The organism is Candidatus Micrarchaeota archaeon, assembly GCA_028866575.1.
In the GTDB taxonomy this organism is placed as follows: domain Archaea; phylum Micrarchaeota; class Micrarchaeia; order Micrarchaeales; family Micrarchaeaceae; genus UBA12276.
Genome location: JAGWHU010000001.1, coordinates 123,030 through 144,292, shown reverse-complemented (window position 1 = coordinate 144,292; position 21,263 = coordinate 123,030). Strand labels below are relative to the sequence as shown.

The window sequence follows — 21,263 nt, the reverse complement described above, 5'->3', positions numbered from 1 at the left end:
TTTTTGTTTTTTACGCGGTGCGTTACATCTCGTGATACGACTCAGCTATCCTTGCGGGACTGTCAGCCTTCAGTTTCCTTAAAAGATCAGCTGCAAGCGACTCGTCTATCCTGTTTTCCGGGAAGCGCATCTCGATGAAGTCCCCAAGGCTGGTTTTCCTGCCGTTCTCGGTTTTTAGGACGTTGCCATCGATGCTGAATACGAGGTTGTTGTATCTGTATAGCGTCCTAGTCTTCTCTATGGTCTTTGACTCGCTGCCATATATGGAAAGGAGGTTTCTCTCTATTTCTGGATCTATCTCGAACTCGAACTTCGGCCTTTCATTTAGCGGGCCGTTCCTGGGACCCTTGTACGTCAGCACTATCTTGTTGCCCTCGCTCCTCACCCTGAGCAGCTCGCCAGTCTTTTTGAATTGGCCGTTCTCCGGTGCGTAATAGCAATCCCTTTGCACCGATGACATGATCCTTTCCGCACCTATGGCCCTAAGTCGCTCCTGGTCCAAATTCAGTTTGTATTTTATCTGGACTTCCCTGATATTGGATCTGTTTGCCTCTTTGTCCGGGTTGTACTCATTGCTTATGACTATGTCGGCGTTGCTTTTTGTAGTTCCGACATATTTCCTGTACATGGGCTCCACGACGTCCATCATGTATCGCATCGTTTCGATTGGTTTCCAGCTGGATCTTTCAGAGTCCCTAAGCAGCCTCCTTATCACCCTACCGTGTACTCCCGTATCGACGAATACCCTGATTTTGCCCTCTGGCGCTATCTCGTCGTTGAGGGCGAAAAGCCCCTCCAGTATTATTATCTTCTTTGGCTCCACATTTTCAGTGCCGATCCTCTCCGCGGTTTTGAAGTCGTATATCGGCTTTTCTATGCTATTTCCGGCCTTCAGTTGCCTGAGGTGCCATTTTAGGAGCGGCATGTCTATAGAATCCGGATGGTCGAAGTTTATCTCGTTGCCCTTTGCTTTTTCCCTTTCCATGTATTTTGCGCCGTTGTAGTAATCGTCCATCGAAATAAGCACCGCCCTGTCGATAAAGGCTTCGTATGCCTTTTTCGCGACCATGCTGGTCTTTCCTGATGCCGAGCCTCCTGCAATCTGCACTATGAAAGCGCCGTTTTGTGAAGCGTCAAGCGCATCCATCTTCTTTTTGAGGTATTCTATACCTTGCCCCAAAGATAGCGGCCTGGCGCGTGGTGTCCTTCTCAGCATCCTGATGCCTGAATTCTGAAGCGCCATCGTTCCGTTGCTGTACCTTGCATCTCCGGTTACCTCCTTCCCAAACCATGACGGTTGGACGAATTCTGCAGCGTGCTGCTCGCTCTTGAACTCGACTTCTGCCACGACAAGCCCCTTTTGCGCGCCCTTGTATACGTCTATAAAAATGGTGTTGTCCGCATATGGCACGTAATATCTTGACTTTACGATCTCGCGCCCAGAGGCAAGGCCGGAGCGCAGCGTATCGAAATCCTTTTTTCTTGTAGGAGTCTCGAACTCGCCCCTCACCAGCCCCAAGCCCTTCTTTATCGTCTGGTAATAATCATCACCCTCCTTCCTGATCCTTATTTCAATGTCGTCGCTCTTTAATATGTAAGCCTGCACTATTTCCTTGCATTGGTATTTCCCAAGGTCTGGTAGGTTTGCAACAAGGAATTTACGCTCTATCTCCCTATTCTCCAGAATTTTGGAGTAAACTCCGGACCGCGCGCTCATGACCCTTTTTGATGACATTTCACCACATTTACCTTATGAATCAAAAAATATAAGCCTTGCTAGGACCTCTGCACGCTTTTTTATATCTTGTTTTGCATTTATATCCGACTAGATGAAAAAAGGGAATCTAAGGAAAAATGAGACTCTTCTTAAGAACAAGGTAATACCTGCGACGCTTACCGCACTTGCAGTGTCCATCCTTACCCTAATACTCTATTACCTGAATTTTGACTTATCGTACGGGAGCGGGTCCTCAGCGATATTGTTTGCATCCTTCGGCACCAGCGCTTTCGTTCTCTTCATGATGCCGAAGTCGAAGGCCGCGAAGATTGGCAGCTTCGTAAAGGCGTATATATTCGGCGCTTTGCTGGGCCTTTCAGGCTTCTACATGCTGTATGCGCTTCCGCTGTATGTCGTTGCAGGCATAGTCATATTCTTTTTCTCCCTGGTAATGTATATAGGAGGCGCGGAGCACCCGCCAGCAATAGGCATTGCGATGGCATTCGTGCTCTTCAGGATAGACATCTACGGGGTCCTTGTTGTTGCTGCCGGCGTTGTTATACTCCTTTTCCTTAGGATGGTCCTCGAGAAGTTTATGTATATAGTCGAAAAGGACATCATCAAGGACATTGAGCACAAATGACCTGCCATATGGAAAATTCGCCAGGGTAGGGATTTGAACCCTAAATTCCGTGAGGAAACCGGTTGCCCTGTTCGCATCACCAATCAGCTCTTGACGCTTTGAAGCTCAAGACCGGCGCGTTACCGGATTCCGCCACCCTGGCACCTAAAGGTATTTCCCACGCATTAATATATTATTGTTGCTTTTCCTGGCTTTTCTCCTCCTTGTGCTGCCTTACGTTCAGGACCCTTTTGAGTATGCTGCTGACGCTCTCAGCGACGTCCCAGTAGCGCTCCTCCTTCCACGGGTCGCCGTGCATGTTGTAGCCCCTTACCTCCCAGAATCCGGGCCTGTCCTCTTCCATGACCTCCAGGCCGTCAATCCATTTTGCGCTCTTCCAGAAATAAAGCTCCGGTATTACGGCCCTTAGCGGGCCTCCGTGCTTGGGCTCCAACGGTTTCCCGTTGAAATTGTACGCCAGCATGGCATTTTCGGTCGTCGAGTTTTCCATCGGCACATTGGTAGTGTAGCCGACTAGGCTTGAGTGCTGCATCACGAATTTTCCCTTTGGCCTTGCCCTTTCAAGCACAGCCTTCATCGATATCCCCTCCCATACGTCATCTAGCCTGCTCCAATGGGTCACGCATGATATGTCAAGGGTCTTCTTTACCTTAGGCATGGCCATTAGCTCCTTCCACGTCATAGAATATGGGTTGTCCACTGCGCCGAACACCCTGAACCTGAATGCGTCAAGGTCTGTTTCCGGAGGGTCTGTAGCGCTCAACACCGGAAACGTCTTGGTCACTACCTGACCAGGCGGAACCCTGCTTGCCATAACAGTACTTCTCTTTTTGAAATTTAAATTACTTTGTGGTGCTTAAATGTTTGGTATAATTGACAATATTGTAAGTTTGGAAAAAAAGGTTTTTGGATTTTTAAGAATTAGGAAGGATGAGCGCCTTCTCAGGCTCAGGTTCGGGGAAAAATGCGAGATTATGCATCGCAATCTGGACGTTAATTTTAGCAGGGACAGGGCGTATTCTGGAAGCTACCACGGATGGCGGAGGAAGAGCGGAGCCATCTACATATGTCCGCAACTGGAGGCCAACCCCCATGTCGTAATATCAGGTATGAGCGGATTCGGCAAAAGCACGCTTTTCAAGTCCCTGCTCTTTGACATCAGGAAGTCGGGGATATCCTGCATACTGTTCGATGCACACGACGAGCATTCCACTATGGTGAGGAACATGGACGGGGTGGTGCACAATGCGCTCTATTCAGGGATAAACATACTTGAATTGGACGGTGCAAGCGTGTCCGAAAGGATATCCGAGCTTTCAAGGCTGCTCAAGGAGGTCTACTCCCTCGGATACATACAGGCAACAAAATTGAGCGAGTGCCTCTGGTACACCTACAGGAAGGCCGGCGCCAGGAGCCGGCTTGACAGGAGCTTGGCCAGGACACCCACGGTTAAGGACCTTATTGACGAGCTGAGCATATTCATAAGGAATTCCAAGAGCGTCGGAGAAAGGAACACACTTGTGCACCTCAGGGCCCGCATATCGCTGCTTAACAGCTACGCATTTACAGGCGGATTCATAAGCATGGAGGGTTTGAATGACGGGCTACATTCCTTCTCCCTGGGTGGAATCAAGAGCAAGGAAGTACAGCTCATATACATAGGCGAGCTCCTGAACAGGCTTTATGCGACAATGCACGACAGCGACAAGCAAAGCAGCGTCAGGCTCTACGTGATGATAGACGAGGCGCAGTTCTTGGTGGACAACTCCAACAACAACTCAGTGATATCAAAGCTGATAGAGGAGGGCAGAAAATATGGATTGGGGGTCATAATAGTGACGCACGCTGCAAGCACGCTAAACAGGAAGATAATGGCGAATTGCGCCACGTTCGCGACCTTCTATGCAAGGGAGCCTTCCGAGATTAATTACATATCAAGGGTGCTTTCGGGAAGCGATTCCAGCATGTCGGAGCTGGTAAAGGCGAGGATATCAAGGCTGAGGCAGAACCAGGCGATAATCGTAAGCAACCACTTCAGGGACCCAGTAGTCGTATCGACGCCTAAATTCGACGAATTGCCGGCCTTTTGCGATTTTATGGTTTCTGGATCCGAGGCTTACGGCATCATCAGGGCAAAGGCAAGGCGCCCGATAAGGTATGACGATCTGCGCGCCATGGGAGTAGATTTGGAAGGCTCCCTGGAAAAGCTCGAGGGCGATGGGACCTTGGACAGTTTTACTTTTAGCCATGATGGAAATGAGGAAAGGTGGATAATGGCCCACAACAGCTCCGTAAGCATAGAGCACGAGGTAATGGTAATGAAGATATCTGAATTGCTAAAATCGCACGGATTAATGAGCAGGATAGTTGACAACTCAAAAGGCCCTGACATAATATCCAGCGCCAATGGTAAGAGGATAGCTATAGAGTACGAGACGGGCTCCAAGTCCAATGGCAGCACGTTAAGGATGATATCCATGCGGCTTGAGAAATATCCGGTGGTGCTCATGATAACAAATGATGCGGAATTCCAGCACTACAAGGAGCAGTTCGGCAGTACAGGAATAGATATAATACCTGCCAGCGATATGGATTCCATTATAGCCGTAATGGGCTCGCACGGTTAAGGCCTAAAATGCAAATACTTAAGGGATTCCATGGATCGCGTCTCTTTGCTTTTGTCTGCTGCCATAGTATTCATTGCCTTGTCATACATCCTGTACACAGGGCAGCAGTACTTCTCCGTAGCATCGATGGCCATCGTGTTCCTGATTGCACTCTCATCGGCATTGATTATATTGGTGCTGCACTGGTGCAGGGCCTCAAACTACGTATTCGGAATAAAGGCGGATAGGCTGGCAATTCTTTCAGTCATCGCAGTTGCAGGACTGGTGCTCTTCGAGGTATACTTCGACGGGATAGCACACACCGCGTACTCGCAGATACCGGTGATATTGCTCCTTTCATCTGGTGCGGTTGCGGCTTCAATAGCCGGAATGTATGCGCTCATGAGACTGACAAACGGGATGAAATCGTACAGGTTCTGGATTACTGTGATAATCGGCGTTGCCATAATATCGGTTGCATCTTATTCTGTAATGTACAGCTTCAGGAGCGTCAACTGGAATGGAATAGACGAATTGGCTTACAATTACTATTCCTCTTATCTTTTTGCGCACGGGATAAACCCCTATACCGCAAGCATGCAGCCGATCCTGCAGCAGCGGAACATATTCCCGACCGTCCAGCTCAACGGCACTTTTGAATACGCGTACGATTACCCGGCATTTAGCTTTTTGCCGTACCTGTTCATGCCTATCCTAGGAATCTCCAACTTTTTCGCCTTCATAATCATACTGATATTCCTTTCAGTGCTTATGGGATACGTAATTTACCGCAGATCCGGATACAACAAGCTTGCCTTGATACCGATAGGGGTATGGCTCATGATTACATACACGCTCGTAGGGACAGTCAACCAGTACCTTGCGGTTTCCGTCCTTTTCCTGCTTGCCTATCTCGAGAGGAAGAGGGCAATCGTTTCAGGGATACTCATAGGGCTTTCGGCAAGCATAGTGCAATTGGCGTGGTTCGCCATACCTTTCTTTTTCATACTTGCCTATAGGGAGCATGGAAGTGCGCACACCGCAAGGTGCATAGGCTTCGCGGTGCTTGCGTTCCTCCTTGTCAACGGGTATTTCTTGCTGCTTTCCCCGAGGGCCTTTGTAGGCAATGTGTTTGCGGTGTTCGGGCTTTCGAAGCTCGTGGTATTCGGGCCGAACATCATGCAGCTTCTCGTATCGTATTATCCTGTGCATTCGTGGTATCCTGCGGCACTTTCCATTTCAACGATAATCGCGCTGCTTGGCGCTTTTTATTTGTACACCGATACGCTCAGGCCGCTCATAGCGGTTGCCCCCATTATGGTATTCTTCCTCGCATGGAGGAACATCTCCATATACGGTATACCTTTCATACCGGTAATAATTGCGATCTATTACGTCAAGGAAGATAGCGCGGCAAAAGACATCATCAGAAGCAAAAAGCCCATGCTCTACGCGCTTGGCGCCATTCTTGCGGTTTTTGCATCGCTGGCAATACTGAGCCATGCCTCGTATTCCAACAGCGGCTCGTTCAGGATAGAGAAGATAACCCCGATAATATACGGGAAGGCTGGCTTCGTCGGGCCTTTCAGCTTGGGCGGAGTGATAGTCACTGTGAGGAGCAATGTTGATTACCCGCAGCCGCTGTCGTTTTACATCGTGAGCAGGGATCCGGGCGGCTATGAATACATACTGAACTCGTCGTTGAATTCCACGCTTGAGCCCAATTCGTCGCTCAATTACACCCTGCGTTACCAGCTGGCGCTCGTGAACGGGAACACTACGCTTTACGTATCCGCATTCAACCAATATTACATAGAATCGGAGAGGTATAGGATTTCGGTGCCTTAGATTGCGGCTGCGATGAGGGCAAGGTATTAATATGTTTATGGGCTTATTATTAATCTGTTCTGTCTAGTTGCTGCTCTAATTTGTGAGTAAATGGCGAATGTATACGATGTAAAGTCCTCGGACGTGGTAAGGCTAGCGGCTGAAAGGCTAAAGGGCAAGATAGTTAAGCCGTCCTACGTGGATTTCGTAAAATCAGGGCCCAACAAGGAGAGGGTTCCGGACGACGTGGATTTCTTCTACGTGAGGAGCGCATCGATACTGAGGCAGGTATACATAAACGGCCCGATAGGCGTTTCAAGGCTAAGGACAAGGTACGGGTCCAGGAAGGAGCACGTGGTACACAGGAGGCACCACATACGCGCTGGAGGCAGCATAATAAGGGACGCGCTGCAGGGGCTTGAGAAGCTGAACTACGTCAAGAACACCAGGTCCGGAAGGATAATAACGCCGCAGGGCAGGTCATTCATGGACAAGATAGCCAAGGAGCTGAATAACGCTTAAGTGCTTTTATGGAAGAGGGCGATGATGAGCAGTACCAGAAGAGGCTCAGGAAAAGGCTTTCTGACGCGCTGAAAACTGCGCAGATCGAGGAGCAGAAGAAGGGCATAATGAGGCAGTTCCTCGAACCACAGGCATATGAGAGAGTAATGAACATAAAGGCATCGAACTACGAGCTATACAACCAGCTCGTCAACATGATAGTGTCGCTCGCGCAGACGAACAGGATAAAGGGGAAGATAACGGATGCGCAGCTCAAGTCCATACTTGAAAAGATAACATACAAGGATGAACCAACAATAGAATTTAAACGCAAATGAAGTGGAAAGATGTCGAAAAAGAGCGCTTACGAAAAAAAGAGGCTTGGGAAGAAGCTTAAGCAGGCACGCAGGATGCCGTTGCTGGCCACTCTTAGGACCCACAGGAGGCTGCAGCAGAACAGGTTCAACAGGAACTGGAGGAGCCAGAAGCTGGACGTGAAGTGATTGGATGGCAAACAGGCTCATTACAATAAACATAAGGAAATACCTTGTAAAGCAGCCGAGGAGGAAGAGGCCCATGAGGATTTCCACTTATTTGAAGTACAGGATAGCGAAATCAACCAACATAAGAAGCGACAACATAAGGATAAGCAAGGAACTGAACGTCATCGTCATGAAGAAATACATAAACAGCATGAAGCCGCTTAAGGTAAGCATAAGCATAGACAAGGATATCACCACGGTCACGCCATTCGAGCAGAAGGCAGCAGCAAAGGCCCAGGAGGCGAAGCCGCAGAAGGATGCGGCTGCCAAGGCGCAGCCCAAGGGGCCTGCGATGCCAAGCGCAAAACCCGAGACGAAGAAGGGCTCTGGTGCTGCCGACTTGAAGAAAAGCGACACCAAGCAGACCAAATCCTAATCACTGATTCAGATGGAGGCAGCCAAGTACAACATAATGGGCAGCGACTATATTGGGGTATTTGCAACTGCCACTGACGATTTCCTGTTTGCAGGGGCTGGGCTGACAGGAAACAGCAAGGAGATGATGGCCAAGGTCCTCGGGGTAAGGTGCATAGACCTTAAGGTATCCGGATCCGACCTCATAGGACTGTTCGCCAGGGCCAACTCCAACGGCATAATAATATCAAACCTTGCGATAGACAACGAGGTAAGCGGGCTCAAAAATGCAGGGTTGGACATCAACGTATGCGTGCTTGAAAGCAGCCTTAATGCAGTTGGAAGCAACATACTCGCCAACGACAGGATGGCCATAGTAAACCCGGATTACAGCGAAAAGGAGTGCGTGGAGATAGGCGATGCGCTGGATGTAGAGGTCATAAGGGCGCAGGTGGACGGGTTCAAGACAGTGGGGGCAAACAGCATACTCACGAACAGGGGGCTGGTGATGAACAACAAGAGCACCGCGAAGGAAAAAAGCGACTGGGACAGGATTAGCGGATTCGATTCAACCATAACAACAGCAAACACCGGTGCGCTCGCCATAGGGCTCGCCACCATAGCAAACTCCAACGGACTGGTCGTAGGGGACACTACGACAGGATACGAGCTTGCAAGGATATTGGACGCGCTGGAGTAGGATATCGCATATGAGGCTCTGGCGCAAAAAGTAATATAAGCTTTCAAATGAGTATGATTATATGGCAAACGGAGAGGGGGATGGCGAGGCATTCAAGCAGCAGAGCATGGAGGAGCTGAGGTACATACAGCAGGTTTACCAGAACCAGTATGCGATGATAAACAACTCGATAAACATGGTGTTGCGCGAGCTGCAGGAGCTCAATTCCGCGCAGAAAACGCTTGAGAATATAGGCCTTGTGAAGGGCAAGGACACGCTCACAGGCATAGGCGGGGACTTTTACCTTGTAGGGAAGGTGGAAGACCAGAGCAAGGTGCTTGTTGGGATAGGCGAGGGCTATGTCATCGAGAAGGACACAGACTCTGCGAAGACGCATGCTGCGGAGCTGATAAAGAAGCGGACAGAGGATCTAAACAGGCTGACTAAAAACAAGAAGGAGGTAGAGAGCGCGCTTCTTGAAGTTTCATACAGGATAGAGAACTCGCGCTAGGTATATGCATGTTCGACGAGTTGCGAAAGAAGCTTTCCAATGCAGTCAAGGGCTTCATAAAAAGGGAGGAAAAGGAGAATAAGCAAGGTCGCGATGAAAAACCGGAGAGCGAAGCCGCGGAGCAGGCAGAGGAAAGAAAGCAGGAGGCACTGGCTGAAGAAGGCGATGCGCCGCAAGAAAAGGCAGAAGCAGACAGCCGGGAAACAAAAGGCATGGAAGAGCCAGGGAAGGCGGAGGCGCCAAAAGAGAAAATCATGGACAAAGTCAAGCGCGGAGATCCAAGTCCGATAAAATTGTCGCTTAAGACAAAGATTAAAAGCGCGTTCGTAGGTACGATAAAGCTCAGCGAGCCGGAGATAAACGATTTCCTTGATACGCTGAAAATATCGATGCTGGAATCTGACGTTTCCTACAATACCGCAGAGCTTTTCATAAGCGACCTGCATTCCAAGCTGAAGGAGCAGAAGATAGAATCGAAGAGGATAAGGGAAAGCATAGTGGAAAGCGTAAGGAGCTCGCTTTTCTCTGTGCTCTATTCGGGCAGCGCAGTAAATGTTGACGAGTTCGTGGAGATGAGGAAAAAGGCCGACGAGCTGCCCGTGAAGATGCTTTTCCTCGGGCCCAACGGAGCCGGCAAGACAACTACGATAGCGAAGATTTCACACCGCTTCAAGGAGAAGGGGATAAGCAACGTGCTTTCCGCGAGCGACACTTTCCGCGCGGCTGCGATAGAGCAGATAGAGCACCACGCCAAGGCGATAGGCGTTCCGGTCATAAAAAGCGCTTATGGAGCCGATCCGGCAAGCATAGCTTTTGACGCCATAGCGTATGCGAAGGCCCACGGGATCAACCTTGTGTTGATTGACAGTGCAGGAAGGCAGGAAACGAACAAGAGCCTAATCAACGAGATACAGAAGATGGTCAGGGTAGCAAAGCCGGACATTACGGTGTTCGTCGGGGAAAGTACTGCAGGAAACCAGATAGCTGAGCAGATACTGGAATTCAACAAGTTCGTGAAGATTGACGGAATAATACTTACGAAGCTTGACTGCGATGCCAAGGGAGGCGGGGCACTGTCCATATCCCACACTACCGGAATACCTGTCCTTTTCTTCGGGGTTGGCGAGAGCTACGATGCGCTCATGCCCTACAACCCAAATTACATAGTAGACGCGATAGTACCTTCAAGCAGCTAAGCAGGGATTGGTTTATATGGTTAGCGTGTTTGTTTCGGGGTCGTTTCGGAATCATTACGACAGCCTTAAACGGAGGATAAACGAATTCCAATCGGCAGGGTTTGTCGTAGTGTCGCCAATGAGCCCGATGGAGGTACCTGCGATTGATTTTGCACTCCTTAGGGGGAAGGACCATTACACAGACATGGCCCGCATTATAAGGAAAGTGGACGCGAACGAGACAGCTTTGGCAATAAGGCAATCGGATGTTCTTTTTGTGCATAACCCGACAGGCGAGATAGAGCCTTCCAGTGCATTGCACTTTGGCCTTGCTTTCGGGTATGGAAAGCCTATTTTCGCCGAAAAAGAGATAGAGGGCAATGTCCTGCATGGTTATTTCAAAGGCAAAACGCCAGGCGAGATAAAGGGCATCATCGCAAAAAAGCGTGCCTGATGTAAAAATTCGGGCGGTGCAAATGCAATTGTGCGCCTATTCCTCCATGACCCAAAATTAGGTACGCACAATGATAAGCCCATTTCTTCTGCAAAAATGGAACACATGTTATTTATGTTTTTTCAGGCATCTATTAAAGGGTACAAGACCGTCTAAAGGGCATATTGAATAATTCAGATGTATTTTATGGTAGAAAAATATTTGGAGCGCAGTACTGGAAAGCAGGATAACCTGCACATAAAGGAGTTCATACGTCTACCATCTCCGAGGGAGCTGAAAGCGGATTTGCCCACAGATAAATCAGTAGATGCTGTAGTAGCCAAGAGCCGCAAACGCATTATAGAGATTTTGGGGAAAAGAGACCCGCGCCTTCTTGTCATAGCCGGGCCATGCTCGATTCACGATGAGGCGGGCGCGATTGATTATGCGACGCGGCTCAACGGCCTGCGTGAAAAATTCTCCGACAAAATGGAGATAGTAATGCGCGTATACTTTGAGAAGCCGCGCACTACAGTAGGCTGGAAAGGGCTGATTAACGACCCAAACCTAAACGGCTCGCAGGACATAGAGAAGGGACTCAGGCTTGCGCGCAGGATACTGCTCAAGATCAACGGCATTGGCCTTCCGACAGCTACTGAATTCCTTGATCCGATAGTTCCGCAGTATACTGCAGATCTTATCAGCTGGGCTGCGATAGGCGCACGCACTACCGAATCGCAGACGCACCGAGAGATGGCGAGCGGGCTTTCTATGCCGGTAGGGCTGAAGAATGCAACAGATGGCAGTTTGCAAATAGCAATAGATGCAATGAAGGCCACGCAGTATGGGCACAGCTTCCTCGGGATAAACGAGGACGGCATAACCAGCATAGTCAGGACTACGGGGAACCCGAACAGCCATGTGGTCCTGCGCGGCGGGCATTCAAAGACAAACTATGATTATGACAGCATTCGGCAGGCTGCTGAAAAGCTGCGCTCGGAGAAGCTCCCAGAAGTGGTGATGGTTGACTGCAGCCATGCGAATTCGAGGAAAAAACACGAACTGCAGCAATACGTGTGGAACAACGTAATCAACCAGTATGCAGGAAAGATAAACCCGTCGATCATAGGCCTGATGGTGGAAAGCAACATCAATGAAGGAAGCCAGGACATACCAAAGAACCTTGCTGAGCTGCGTTATGGCGTATCGATTACCGATCCGTGCGTAAGCTGGGAAACGACAGAACATATGCTCGGCTGGGCATACGAAAAGCTATAGCCATATGCCAGAACACTTCTGTATCTTTATATACTTTCTTATTTTATAGTATCAGTGTGGTGCAATGGACAAGCGCCTGCTGAATGCAGAGGAGGAAATACTAAAGCAGATGGTGGGCAAGTTCTCGGAGATAGTCGATGGCGACAGGAGGAGCGACATAATAAAGGCCATAGCAAAGAAGCACTACCCGGACATAAGCCACTCGGAGATTAACGCCATTATAGAGGACATGAGCGATTTCGCCCCGATAGCAGAGCTTCTTGCAGACGAGGACATTGAGGACATAATGATAAACAACACCACCAACATATTCGCATTCAGCTCCAAAAGGGGGAGCATGAAGATAGAAAGCAAGATCGATGACAGGGATCACCTGAACAGGTTTGTGGCGAAACTTAAGCTTTACCTTACCAACTCAAAGTACAGCGGCAACATAGTGGACATACACCTTCCTAACGGAAGCAGGGCCAACGTCGTTTCTAGCCCCCTAGGCTACAACATATCGATAAGGAACCAGAAGAAGACGCCGCTGAGCATACTAGATCTGATAAACACAAACGTGATGGACTACGAGATAGCTGCAAGGCTCTGGCTGTATGTTGATGGGCTCAAGGTGAGGCCCGCAAACCTGCTCATAGGCGGGGTTCCAGCAGCGGGAAAGACTACGCTGCTCAATGCGATGTTCTCCTTTTTCAGGCCGGACCAGCGCATAATAACGATAGAGGAGACGTACGAGCTTAACACTTCGACGCAGGAAAACTGCGTGAACCTCGAGACAAGCGAGGACATACCCATGGAGGCGCTTGTCAAGAACGCCCTCAGGATGAGGCCGGACCTGATAATAATAGGAGAGGTGAGGGGCGCCGAGGCCAACGACATGATCACGGCGATGAACATAGGAAAGATAGCCATGGGGACCATACACGGCTCCTCCTCGAGGGACATAGTAAACAGGCTGCAGCACACGCCAATGAACGTTCCGATGGACATAGTGCCGGTTATAGACGCGCTGGTTGTGGTGTCTCCTTTCTACAACGCAGACACCTCGTACAGGAAGGTCACCCAGATATCGGAAATCTCAGGGATAGAGACTCAGGTGCTGCTCTCAGATCTCTACAAATACGACTACAAGACAAGGAGGGGCTCTCCTATACTTCCGAGCGTAACCTACAGGGACATGCTTGCCAATCTGCTCGGGGTACCCCCAACCGAGATACTTGCAGAGGAGAGGGTAAGGGCAATAATACTGGAAACCCTGAACAAGCAGGGGAAGAGAAGCATAAGCCACATAAGCGACCTGGTGAAGAAATACTACGACAATCCAGACTCGGCGCTCAAAAGCCTTGGCGTGACAGGCGTGCAGCCTGCCGTGCGCGTATGATGTTGATTACATGGACAAACTTAAGCACATAGACGCGTTCTCTGCTGCCAAGATGGCGGCTGCAATAGAGCTGATTTTCGGTTTCGTCATTGCGGTTTTTATATTCCTGTTTGCCGCGTCGCTTGCGGGAGTACTGGGGCCTTCCCACCTCCCTACTTTTCTCAGGGGGGCTGCGATAATCATAGCGCTGCCGGTGTTCCTCGCGGTGGTGGGATTCATGGTTGTTGCGATAGAGGCTTTCCTGTACAATGAAATTTCCTACAGGACAGGAAGCATAAGGCTGGACCTTGGGAAAAACAGGGGCAGGCTAAACAGCATAGACACGATGTCGACTGCAAAGGTTTTCGCGGCTTGCGGTGCCATAGTAGGAGCCTTGATAGGGATAATAGTGGCGATAGTTGGACTTGCATCAGGGTCGCTCAGGTTTGCTGCATTGGGCGTAGCAAGCATATTCATACTTGCAATATGCCTAGCTGTAGGCCTTTTCGTAATGGCAGTGGTATTGGTGTATGTATACAATTTCGTCGCATCGAAGATAGGCGGGGTGAAATTCTCCTTAAACGGCAGGGAGCTCAGTCGCGTGGACCCGATGTCCTATGCCAAGATAGAGGCGGTCATAGGCGCAATAATAGGCTTCATAGCAGGGGCCTTCAGGACGATAGCGTATTTCGCTTCACTGAGCGCGCACACCTCCACGGCAGGGGCATTTGCGATAATAACGTACCCGATATTGTACTTCATAATAGGTTTTGCATCAACTTTCGTGCAGGCGTGGGTGTACAACGCGCTGGTTCCCAGGATTGGCGGCGTGAAGCTGACGATAAACAAGTCAGGGTAGGAATTCCTTGTTCTTTATTTTTTCCTTCAGGTAGTCGCCAACGAACGTCAGCTTTGGACCCTGCAGCGCATCGGATTCCAGCTTCGCCTTAGTTTTCAGCACCTTTTTCAGCTCCTCCTCCCAGGCCTTGTGCTTGTTTATCCATGGATACGAGAGCATCTCCTCGGCCCTCTTAAGGTCGACTTCGGTTGCCTTGAGCGTCAGGCTCTTCAGGAAATCGAATTCCTCTATGTCCGACATCGTAACGCCTATGAACCTCGCTTCGGGGGTTGCTATGTCGCTGCCTATGTAGGCGAGGTTCATGCTGCCGGTCTTTATGGTCCAGTATATGTACCACCCCCACGCATCGGCATCGTTGAACACGTATATCGGGAGGTCCATGTCCGCGAACTTCCTTATGAGCCGCCTTGTTCCCCTTGCGGCCTGGCCTTGCGGGGATATGAGTATCATGTTCTCCTTCTTCCATATCCCGTCCTCGTTTAGCCTGTTCCATAGCGCATCCTTTTCGACAACAAGAACGTACTTAGCCTTGACGTCTATGAACTCTATGTCGTTGTCCACGTCGCTTGGTATGGCCCATCCGCTCCTCCCCATCTTGCTGGCATCTATCTGCTGGCGCTCGTTCCCGAAAGTGTCCATTATCTTTACGTTCCCGGCTAGCACGCCCTTCCTGTTTGCGTTGAGGTGCAGGTCTTCCCTCTTAAGGTCCATTGCCACTTCGAGGTCCTCTATTATCGGATTCGACTCCGCCTGCTCGTTGAATATGTTCTCGTCTACATCTTCTCCCAGGGAGTACTTGAGCTGGTAGTAAAGGCCCCTTATAGTGGTGTGCAGGTTCTCCTTCACGAACTTGTGGCACTTTGAAGCTATTGCGACGGTCTGCATGAACCTTTTCGACTGCGCGGTATTCAGGAAGTTGCGCTCCTCCTGGGACGGCCCTAGGGAAAGGTAGCCCTTCTTGTCGTCGTATACTATGTTCGACCTCGTCCTTACCTTTGTCACGAATTTCGGGTTCCTCTTGTATTCAATGTCCTTTACTATTTTTTCCCCGAACTCCTCAAGGCTGGCCTTTGCGTCCTTCTCCTTCGGCTTTGGGTTCTTCATCTTGCTCTTTTGCCCCTTGGTTTTGCGTGTTTTTTCGCTTTGGGTTTTTGTGCAGGCTCCCCTTCCTGTCCTACAGGCGCACCAGTCTTGACGTTGTGGTCGTGCCTACGCTGGCCTGATGACGAGAGCTCGTAGTTCTCGAGCTCCTTTATTATGTCCTCCTTGCGCTTGCTGTCCTTGAGCGCGTATTTCAGCACCTCCGCAAGGGTCTTTACCGGCAGTATCTCTACGCCCTTGAGCTTGTCCTTGCTCAGGACCACGTCGTCGGCATTGCTTGCAGGGACTATGACCTTCTTTATCCCTGCCTGCACAGCGGCTTCGACCTTGCTCGTGACGCCGCCAACAGGCAGCACCTCGCCCCTCACAGACAATGATCCTGTCATAGCTATGGATTGGTCTATTGGCACGTTCTCCATTGCTGATATTATGCTGACAGCTACGGATATGCTTGCGCTGTCTCCCTCAACGCCCTCTATCTGGAGGAACTGTACATGCATGTCGTAGTTGGCTATGTCCCTGCCCATGTGCTTCTTTATTATCGCGCTTACGTTCTTCACCGCCTCGTTGGCAACCTTGCCCAGCTTTCCGGTTGGTATGAATTTGCCCTCGGACCTTGAGCCAGCGGGAGCCACCTCGGAAACTATGGGTATAACGACACCTGCATATGTGGAGCTGCTGCCCATAACAGCCAGGCCGTTGACCTTGCCTATCGCGTAGCCGTGGGTTGTAAACACCCTGTAGTCCTTCCTGAACTCAAGCTCCTGAAGCACTATCTGCGATTCTATGGGCGACGCGAGGTTCTTTGCGTCGATCACGTCCTCCTTTGTCACGAGCTTCTTCTTTTTTTCTATTGCTATGTCCCCTGCAGCCCTTACAAGCCCTCCAAGATCCCTGAGTATGAGCGTAAGCCTGTTCTTCCTGCCTGCCCTCCTCTTAGCCTCCTCTATTATCTCGTCTATGGCGCTCTGCTCAAACTGTGGTATCTTCTTGTCCTTCTTTATCTCCTGTGCTATGAACTGCACGAGCAGTGCGCGGTTAGCGGCAGTGTCATCCATCGTGGATTCCATGAACACCTCGTACCCGTAGCCCCTTATCCTCGACCTCAGGGCAGGATGCATGCGCTGCAGGTCCTGGACGTTTCCTGCTGCGACAAGTATGAAGTCGGAGGGCACCGGCTCCGTTTTTACGAGCGCGCCTGAGCTCATCTCGCTCTGGCCCGTTATCGAGTATTTCTTCTCCTGCAGTGCAGTCAGAAGCTCCTGCTGCGACCTCGGATCAAGATTTGACACCTCGTCAATGAAAAGAACGCCCTTGTTGGCCTTGTGGACGGCCCCGCTCTCTACCCTAAGATGCGCCGGCGTTCCCAGGCCGCCGGATTGCAGTGGGTCGTGCCGCACGTCTCCGAACAGAGCTCCTGCTTTGGCTCCTGTAGCATCAGTGAACGGGGCATGCGTAAGACCAGAGTCGTCAACTATCAGCTTAGGCTCGTTGCCCTCAGACATTCCCGGGAGCCCTACCCTTCTGGCAAGCCCGCTTACGAGCAGCGCGACGGATCCGAATACCATTATCCCGAGAATCACAGCAGCCACAACTATTATGTTGTATCCCTTTATAACTCCGAAGAGCGTCAGGCCCATGAGGATCAGGACAAGCACGGTTACTATTGGCCCTATTGCAGAATTGCCCTTGTTCATAGCTAGCCTGTTTTTCATGCGCTCCTTCTGCAGTATCAGCCTGCCCTGCCCGTCCCCGAGCTTCTCCAGAGACTTCTGGTCCGGATACGTCTTGACGGCCTTGACTATCGGGACGTTTTCGTCGTTGAAGTTCCTGTACACGAGTATGTCCTCAAGCTCCGTAGGCGGCAGCAGCTCGGCCATTGCCTGCGCCAGCATCGTCTTTCCGGTTCCAGGGGATCCTATCAGCAGTACGTTCCTCCTTTGCTTTGCGGCTTTCTTTATTATGTCGACTGCCTTTTTCTGCCCTATGACCTGATCGATGAGCTTGCTAGGTATCTTTACGTTTTCGGTGGTTTTAGCCATGTTAGTCTCTACCAAAATGAGTACACAATATATATAGTCAATAAATATTAAAATAGTTGCTCTATCCTTTCGGGATTCAGACTCCTATGCATCAGCAGGATTTATGCTGTTTGGTGTGGCAGATCTAGTCGGGATACTCGAACGTCTCGAGCCTCCTAAAATCGAAAAGATCAAGCTGCTTTGCTGGCTTGCTTTGCTGAACCGCGTTTGCGGTTTCTGTTTTTCCTGTTCTTGCAGGCTCAGTCGTTGCAGCTGGGGCTGAATAATGCCTTAGTTTTTTCGTGATCCTTTCCATGCTGTACTCGCGCCACGCGGATATGTTGTAGTAAGCCTCGTCCTTGGTGCCTTTCGTCACCAGTATTATCGCGTTGCCGGGCATGTTCCTGCCGGTGCGCCCCTTCCTCTGGACGTTCCTGATGGCGCTGGGAACCGTATCGTAGCATATCACCAAGCTGGGCTCGGCCTTTATGTCTATGCCCTCTTCGCCTATAAGCGTCGATACCAGAACCTTGAACTTGGATTTGGAGTAATCCTCAAGCGTCTGCCTCTGCTGCTTATCGGTTATTCCTTCCTTTTTCCCCATGAAAGGCATTGATTCTATCCCGTTCTCCCTCAGCTTTCTTACTATCATCTTCACCGTGGGCCTGTAATGCACGAACACCATCACCTTGTCTTTGCCATTGGCCTTTATCGAGTCCACCAGGACGCCGAGCTTGGGATGCTCCTCGCCGGAATCCAATGCCCTCTCCAGGATCCTTGCGGCCTCCTTCAGGTTGCTGCTGTTCTCAAGGAGCTCGGAAAGGCTTTTGCTCTTGCCCTTCTTGCCCTTTAGCTGTTTTAGGTAATCCAGTGTTGGCCCGAAGCCCTGCGTTTCCAGGAGGTCGTAGGCATGCGACATATACATCAGCTTGTAGAAGCTTTTCACGCCTGCAATGGCGTCATCGCGCCTGTCCCATTCCAATTCCCTGTTATATACTTTTCCCATAAGCATGTTTGCAGCCGACCTTATCTTCATGAATTCTGCGCGCGGCATTTCCTCGAAGCCCTTGTCTTCGCCCACAAGGCCCACCTTTCTCATCGATTCGAAGTATACATTCATCATGCCCTGGAAACGCTTCTCTACAGCAAGCATCGTCTCTGATTTTTCCACAACGATTTTCCTTACATTAACGGGCATCATGTAGTGCATTATGTCGCTGTCGCTTTTCTCCCTGACCTGTATGTTTTCAATTCCGAGTGCCTCTATTATGCTATCCGCAACTGCCGTCCTGCTGCTCAGCGAGCCGGTGAATGCTACAATCTGTGTGTCTTTTCTCCTGAACATCCTTGCAAGGTGGGTGTATGCGTATTCTCCGCGCGTCCTCTGGCATTCATCTATAATCAGCATGCCGAATACATCAAGTTTAAGGTTTCCCTTCTTCGCCTCGTTCAGCACAGTTTCAGGGGTTGCAATAATAATATCCGCTTTACTTGACAGCCCATCACGATCCTTGCGTCGCGTCTCCCCCGTCAGGATTGCAATGCGCCCGTTGTCCCTGAATGCATTTGCAGATTCGTTGTAGTGCTGCTCCACAAGCGGCCTTGTCGATGCTACGAACAGGGCCTTTTTCCCTTCGGAAATGGCCTTTGCTGCAGAAAAGATCTCCATTACCGTCTTCCCCTTTCCCGTCGGCACTATGACCAGCGTGTTCTTTCCGGAGAATATGGAAGCTATAATCTTGGACTGGTAGTCCCTGAATTCCATATCCTCGGTCTTTATCAGCTTGGCAGGCTCTCCGAGGGCAGACCACCCTTTGCCCTTTTGCGAGGTGTCGTCTTCCGTGCTGGCGTCGCCCCTGACCAGGGATAGCAGCGATGCCGGGGGTTGCGCCTCGTGGGTTTTTATCATCAGTAAAAATGCGCTGGTTCATATATTTATACCAATGCATTGCCATGGCTGTGGCTTTGCCGGTAGTTTATTTACCTGTTGACAAAATCCAGATTATTGCAAAAAAGAATGTTACGTCATGTCGACGCTGGATTCCTTGTATCCTATGCTTATGAGCGCCTTTTTAGTAGCTTGCTTGTGGTCTCCCTGCAATTCTATGAGATTGTCCTTGCTCGTACCGCCGCACGCGAGAATACGCTTCAGGCTTTTTGTGGTCCTGTCTATCTCGTCCGGGTTTATCCCCTCGACAATAGTGACATACTTGTCAAATTTGGCCTTCTTTGTGTAGACCTTTATCTTTGTCTCGGTCTCCCTGTCCAGTATGTTGCATACACATATATCAGTCGGCAAACCGCATTTGGGACAGATTTCCGCCATTTATACCTTCGCACCTCTCTCCTTAAGTATCGTGTTTATCCTTGCTATAGTGCGCCTTACGGTCCTAGTATTTGCCGTCTTGCTTGAAACACCAGTAGATGCGCTCTTCCTCTTCTCTATGTTGAGCTCAAGAACTAGCTGGCCAAGCGTGGTCTTCAGCGAATCGTCAGACAGGGCCCTAATGTCCTTTACCTTTATATCAAACACCTAAGTACTTTTATGACCTTTAAGATATTTAAATACCATCTATATTTTATGGTTATGGGCAGTATCGGTACTTTGCCCCATGGATCGCAGATACCTAACTAATCCCTAAATTATTAAAGATACATAAAGCCATATTATATGATACAATGCCAGTTCTAGGTATAGAGAGCAGCGCGCACACTTTGGGCATAGGCATTGTCGAGAATGGAAAGGTAATAGCCAACGAAAGGCTGATGTACAACATAACTGACAAGGGCATAATACCCGCAAGGGTTGCAGACTTCCACGCCGGTAACGTCAAAAAGGCATTGACCAGGGCCCTGAATTCCGCGGATCTGAGAATGGGGGACATAGACGCGGTCGGCTACACAAAGGGGCCGGGGTTAGGGGCATGCCTGGAGGTTGCGCAGGTTGCTGCTAAATCCCTTTCAGGCCGCTATAAAGTTCCCATATTCCCAGTCAACCACGCGGTTGCGCACATAGAGATAGTGAAATCAGTTTCCGGCATGAAAGATCCGCTCGCGGTTTATGTAAGCGGAGGCAATTCCCAGATACTCGGTATATCGGAAGAGCCGTACAGGCATTACCACATATACGGGGAAACATTCGACATAGGGATAGGAAACATGCTTGACACATTCGCGCGCGCGGCAAAACTGAACCCCGCGTGGGGCTCTACCGTAGCAAAGTCGGCGCTTGGGGGAAAATACATACAAATGCCGTACACGGTAAAGGGCATGGATTTCACATTTACAGGGCTTCTCACCAATGCAATCGGATTGCTCGAGAGGAACGGCTTGAAGGATGTCTCGTATTCGCTGCAGGAAACGGCTTTCTCGATGCTGTGCGAGGCAACGGAAAGGGCAATGCTCCTTACCAGGAAGAGGGAACTGGCATTGTGCGGCGGAGTAGCGCAGAGCGACCGCCTGAAGGAGATGCTCAAGGCGGTATCAAAAAGCCATGGTGTGCTATTCGGGGTTGCGCCTAACGAGTTCAATGCGGACAACGGCGCGATGATAGCGATAGTTGCGGAAAGAATGCTTGAGATGGGCATCAAGGTACGCAAGTCCGAATGCACGGTGAGCCAAAAATACAGGATAGATAAAATACGGCTGGTGTGACG

General features: G+C 50.1%; 22 protein-coding genes and 1 tRNA gene. 15 read left to right on the top strand and 8 right to left on the bottom strand.

Annotated features, from left to right (window positions below; genetic code table 11):
- Window positions 1–22: 22 nt before the first annotated feature.
- Window positions 23–1,735 (bottom strand): CYTH domain-containing protein, encoded by a 1,713-nt coding sequence (locus KGI06_00860; protein ID MDE1870774.1) that lies wholly within the window; start codon window positions 1,733–1,735, stop codon window positions 23–25.
- A gap of 94 nt (window positions 1,736–1,829) precedes the next feature.
- Here KGI06_00860 and KGI06_00855 point away from each other — a divergent pair, with 94 nt between their 5' ends.
- Window positions 1,830–2,360 (top strand): HPP family protein, encoded by a 531-nt coding sequence (locus KGI06_00855; protein ID MDE1870773.1) that lies wholly within the window; start codon window positions 1,830–1,832, stop codon window positions 2,358–2,360.
- Between the two features lie 18 nt (window positions 2,361–2,378).
- On the opposite strand, the gene KGI06_00850 is transcribed toward KGI06_00855, so the two are convergent.
- Window positions 2,379–2,502, bottom strand: a tRNA-Ser gene (locus KGI06_00850).
- A 30-nt stretch (window positions 2,503–2,532) separates the two neighbouring features.
- A complete protein-coding gene (locus tag KGI06_00845) occupies window positions 2,533–3,174 on the bottom strand; it encodes a sulfite oxidase-like oxidoreductase (protein ID MDE1870772.1) in 642 nt (213 codons plus the stop codon).
- Window positions 3,175–3,250: 76 nt separating this feature from the next.
- Between KGI06_00845 and KGI06_00840 the strand changes: the two genes are divergently transcribed.
- The 13 genes from KGI06_00840 to KGI06_00780 all read left to right on the top strand — a co-directional run bounded on the left by KGI06_00840 (window position 3,251) and on the right by KGI06_00780 (window position 14,485).
- Complete coding sequence (locus KGI06_00840; GenBank protein MDE1870771.1) at window positions 3,251–4,987, top strand: ATP-binding protein; 1,737 nt, start codon at window positions 3,251–3,253, stop codon at window positions 4,985–4,987.
- 30 nt (window positions 4,988–5,017) lie between these two features.
- Window positions 5,018–6,814, top strand: coding sequence for a hypothetical protein (locus KGI06_00835; protein ID MDE1870770.1), 1,797 nt, complete (start codon window positions 5,018–5,020; stop codon window positions 6,812–6,814).
- A 90-nt stretch (window positions 6,815–6,904) separates the two neighbouring features.
- On the top strand, window positions 6,905–7,315 hold the full coding sequence (locus KGI06_00830; GenBank protein MDE1870769.1) for a 30S ribosomal protein S19e: 411 nt from the start codon (window positions 6,905–6,907) through the stop codon (window positions 7,313–7,315).
- Window positions 7,316–7,323: 8 nt separating this feature from the next.
- A complete protein-coding gene (locus KGI06_00825) occupies window positions 7,324–7,632 on the top strand; it encodes a hypothetical protein (GenBank protein ID MDE1870768.1) in 309 nt (102 codons plus the stop codon).
- A 9-nt stretch (window positions 7,633–7,641) separates the two neighbouring features.
- The gene (locus tag KGI06_00820; GenBank protein ID MDE1870767.1) at window positions 7,642–7,797 is read left to right on the top strand and encodes a 50S ribosomal protein L39e; all 156 of its coding nucleotides are present in this window, start codon (window positions 7,642–7,644) and stop codon (window positions 7,795–7,797) included.
- A 4-nt stretch (window positions 7,798–7,801) separates the two neighbouring features.
- Window positions 7,802–8,212, top strand: coding sequence for a hypothetical protein (locus tag KGI06_00815; protein ID MDE1870766.1), 411 nt, complete (start codon window positions 7,802–7,804; stop codon window positions 8,210–8,212).
- Window positions 8,213–8,224: 12 nt separating this feature from the next.
- Window positions 8,225–8,890 (top strand): translation initiation factor IF-6, encoded by a 666-nt coding sequence (locus KGI06_00810; protein ID MDE1870765.1) that lies wholly within the window; start codon window positions 8,225–8,227, stop codon window positions 8,888–8,890.
- A gap of 61 nt (window positions 8,891–8,951) precedes the next feature.
- Window positions 8,952–9,380 (top strand): prefoldin subunit alpha, encoded by a 429-nt coding sequence (gene pfdA / locus KGI06_00805; GenBank protein MDE1870764.1) that lies wholly within the window; start codon window positions 8,952–8,954, stop codon window positions 9,378–9,380.
- A gap of 254 nt (window positions 9,381–9,634) precedes the next feature.
- Window positions 9,635–10,576 carry a signal recognition particle-docking protein FtsY gene (gene ftsY / locus KGI06_00800; GenBank protein MDE1870763.1) on the top strand — a complete coding sequence of 314 codons (942 nt, stop codon included), beginning with the start codon at window positions 9,635–9,637 and terminating at the stop codon, window positions 10,574–10,576.
- Between the two features lie 16 nt (window positions 10,577–10,592).
- Entirely contained in the window at window positions 10,593–11,009 is a 417-nt protein-coding gene (locus KGI06_00795; protein ID MDE1870762.1) for a hypothetical protein, read from the top strand.
- 186 nt (window positions 11,010–11,195) lie between these two features.
- Window positions 11,196–12,266, top strand: a complete 1,071-nt coding sequence (locus tag KGI06_00790; GenBank protein MDE1870761.1) for a 3-deoxy-7-phosphoheptulonate synthase — start codon at window positions 11,196–11,198, stop codon at window positions 12,264–12,266.
- A 64-nt stretch (window positions 12,267–12,330) separates the two neighbouring features.
- Window positions 12,331–13,647 carry a CpaF family protein gene (locus KGI06_00785; GenBank protein ID MDE1870760.1) on the top strand — a complete coding sequence of 439 codons (1,317 nt, stop codon included), beginning with the start codon at window positions 12,331–12,333 and terminating at the stop codon, window positions 13,645–13,647.
- 10 nt (window positions 13,648–13,657) lie between these two features.
- A complete protein-coding gene (locus tag KGI06_00780; protein MDE1870759.1) occupies window positions 13,658–14,485 on the top strand; it encodes a hypothetical protein in 828 nt (275 codons plus the stop codon).
- Here KGI06_00780 and KGI06_00775 read toward each other — a convergent pair.
- The 5 genes from KGI06_00775 to rpmC form a co-directional block, all read right to left on the bottom strand.
- Window positions 14,477–15,589, bottom strand: a complete 1,113-nt coding sequence (locus KGI06_00775; GenBank protein ID MDE1870758.1) for a DNA topoisomerase IV subunit A — start codon at window positions 15,587–15,589, stop codon at window positions 14,477–14,479. The two genes, KGI06_00780 and KGI06_00775, sit on opposite strands and share 9 nt — an antisense overlap.
- Window positions 15,586–17,628 (bottom strand): ATP-dependent protease LonB, encoded by a 2,043-nt coding sequence (gene lonB, locus KGI06_00770; GenBank protein ID MDE1870757.1) that lies wholly within the window; start codon window positions 17,626–17,628, stop codon window positions 15,586–15,588. The genes KGI06_00775 and lonB overlap by 4 nt, the downstream gene beginning before the upstream one ends.
- A 124-nt stretch (window positions 17,629–17,752) precedes the next feature.
- Window positions 17,753–19,516, bottom strand: coding sequence for a DEAD/DEAH box helicase (locus KGI06_00765; protein ID MDE1870756.1), 1,764 nt, complete (start codon window positions 19,514–19,516; stop codon window positions 17,753–17,755).
- A gap of 111 nt (window positions 19,517–19,627) precedes the next feature.
- Window positions 19,628–19,933 carry a stress response translation initiation inhibitor YciH gene (yciH, locus tag KGI06_00760; GenBank protein ID MDE1870755.1) on the bottom strand — a complete coding sequence of 102 codons (306 nt, stop codon included), beginning with the start codon at window positions 19,931–19,933 and terminating at the stop codon, window positions 19,628–19,630.
- Window positions 19,934–20,140, bottom strand: coding sequence for a 50S ribosomal protein L29 (rpmC, locus tag KGI06_00755; protein MDE1870754.1), 207 nt, complete (start codon window positions 20,138–20,140; stop codon window positions 19,934–19,936).
- Between the two features lie 146 nt (window positions 20,141–20,286).
- Between rpmC and tsaD the strand changes: the two genes are divergently transcribed.
- A complete protein-coding gene (tsaD, locus tag KGI06_00750; protein ID MDE1870753.1) occupies window positions 20,287–21,261 on the top strand; it encodes a tRNA (adenosine(37)-N6)-threonylcarbamoyltransferase complex transferase subunit TsaD in 975 nt (324 codons plus the stop codon).
- The last annotated feature ends 2 nt before the right edge of the window (window positions 21,262–21,263 follow it).

What these genes read in the sequence shown, in the direction of transcription:
- KGI06_00860 (MDE1870774.1), bottom strand. Translation starts at nt 1,735, where the DNA reads ATGTCATCAAAAAGGGTCATGAGCGCGCGGTCCGGAGTTTACTCCAAA.
- KGI06_00855 (MDE1870773.1), top strand. Translation starts at nt 1,830, where the DNA reads ATGAAAAAAGGGAATCTAAGGAAAAATGAGACTCTTCTTAAGAACAAG.
- KGI06_00845 (MDE1870772.1), bottom strand. Translation starts at nt 3,174, where the DNA reads ATGGCAAGCAGGGTTCCGCCTGGTCAGGTAGTGACCAAGACGTTTCCG.
- KGI06_00835 (MDE1870770.1), top strand. Translation starts at nt 5,018, where the DNA reads ATGGATCGCGTCTCTTTGCTTTTGTCTGCTGCCATAGTATTCATTGCC.
- KGI06_00830 (MDE1870769.1), top strand. Translation starts at nt 6,905, where the DNA reads ATGGCGAATGTATACGATGTAAAGTCCTCGGACGTGGTAAGGCTAGCG.
- KGI06_00825 (MDE1870768.1), top strand. Translation starts at nt 7,324, where the DNA reads ATGGAAGAGGGCGATGATGAGCAGTACCAGAAGAGGCTCAGGAAAAGG.
- KGI06_00820 (MDE1870767.1), top strand. Translation starts at nt 7,642, where the DNA reads ATGTCGAAAAAGAGCGCTTACGAAAAAAAGAGGCTTGGGAAGAAGCTT.
- KGI06_00815 (MDE1870766.1), top strand. Translation starts at nt 7,802, where the DNA reads ATGGCAAACAGGCTCATTACAATAAACATAAGGAAATACCTTGTAAAG.
- KGI06_00810 (MDE1870765.1), top strand. Translation starts at nt 8,225, where the DNA reads ATGGAGGCAGCCAAGTACAACATAATGGGCAGCGACTATATTGGGGTA.
- pfdA (MDE1870764.1), top strand. Translation starts at nt 8,952, where the DNA reads ATGGCAAACGGAGAGGGGGATGGCGAGGCATTCAAGCAGCAGAGCATG.
- ftsY (MDE1870763.1), top strand. Translation starts at nt 9,635, where the DNA reads ATGGACAAAGTCAAGCGCGGAGATCCAAGTCCGATAAAATTGTCGCTT.
- KGI06_00795 (MDE1870762.1), top strand. Translation starts at nt 10,593, where the DNA reads ATGGTTAGCGTGTTTGTTTCGGGGTCGTTTCGGAATCATTACGACAGC.
- KGI06_00790 (MDE1870761.1), top strand. Translation starts at nt 11,196, where the DNA reads ATGGTAGAAAAATATTTGGAGCGCAGTACTGGAAAGCAGGATAACCTG.
- KGI06_00785 (MDE1870760.1), top strand. Translation starts at nt 12,331, where the DNA reads ATGGACAAGCGCCTGCTGAATGCAGAGGAGGAAATACTAAAGCAGATG.
- KGI06_00780 (MDE1870759.1), top strand. Translation starts at nt 13,658, where the DNA reads ATGGACAAACTTAAGCACATAGACGCGTTCTCTGCTGCCAAGATGGCG.
- KGI06_00775 (MDE1870758.1), bottom strand. Translation starts at nt 15,589, where the DNA reads ATGAAGAACCCAAAGCCGAAGGAGAAGGACGCAAAGGCCAGCCTTGAG.
- lonB (MDE1870757.1), bottom strand. Translation starts at nt 17,628, where the DNA reads ATGGCTAAAACCACCGAAAACGTAAAGATACCTAGCAAGCTCATCGAT.
- KGI06_00765 (MDE1870756.1), bottom strand. Translation starts at nt 19,516, where the DNA reads ATGATAAAAACCCACGAGGCGCAACCCCCGGCATCGCTGCTATCCCTG.
- yciH (MDE1870755.1), bottom strand. Translation starts at nt 19,933, where the DNA reads ATGGCGGAAATCTGTCCCAAATGCGGTTTGCCGACTGATATATGTGTA.
- tsaD (MDE1870753.1), top strand. Translation starts at nt 20,287, where the DNA reads ATGCCAGTTCTAGGTATAGAGAGCAGCGCGCACACTTTGGGCATAGGC.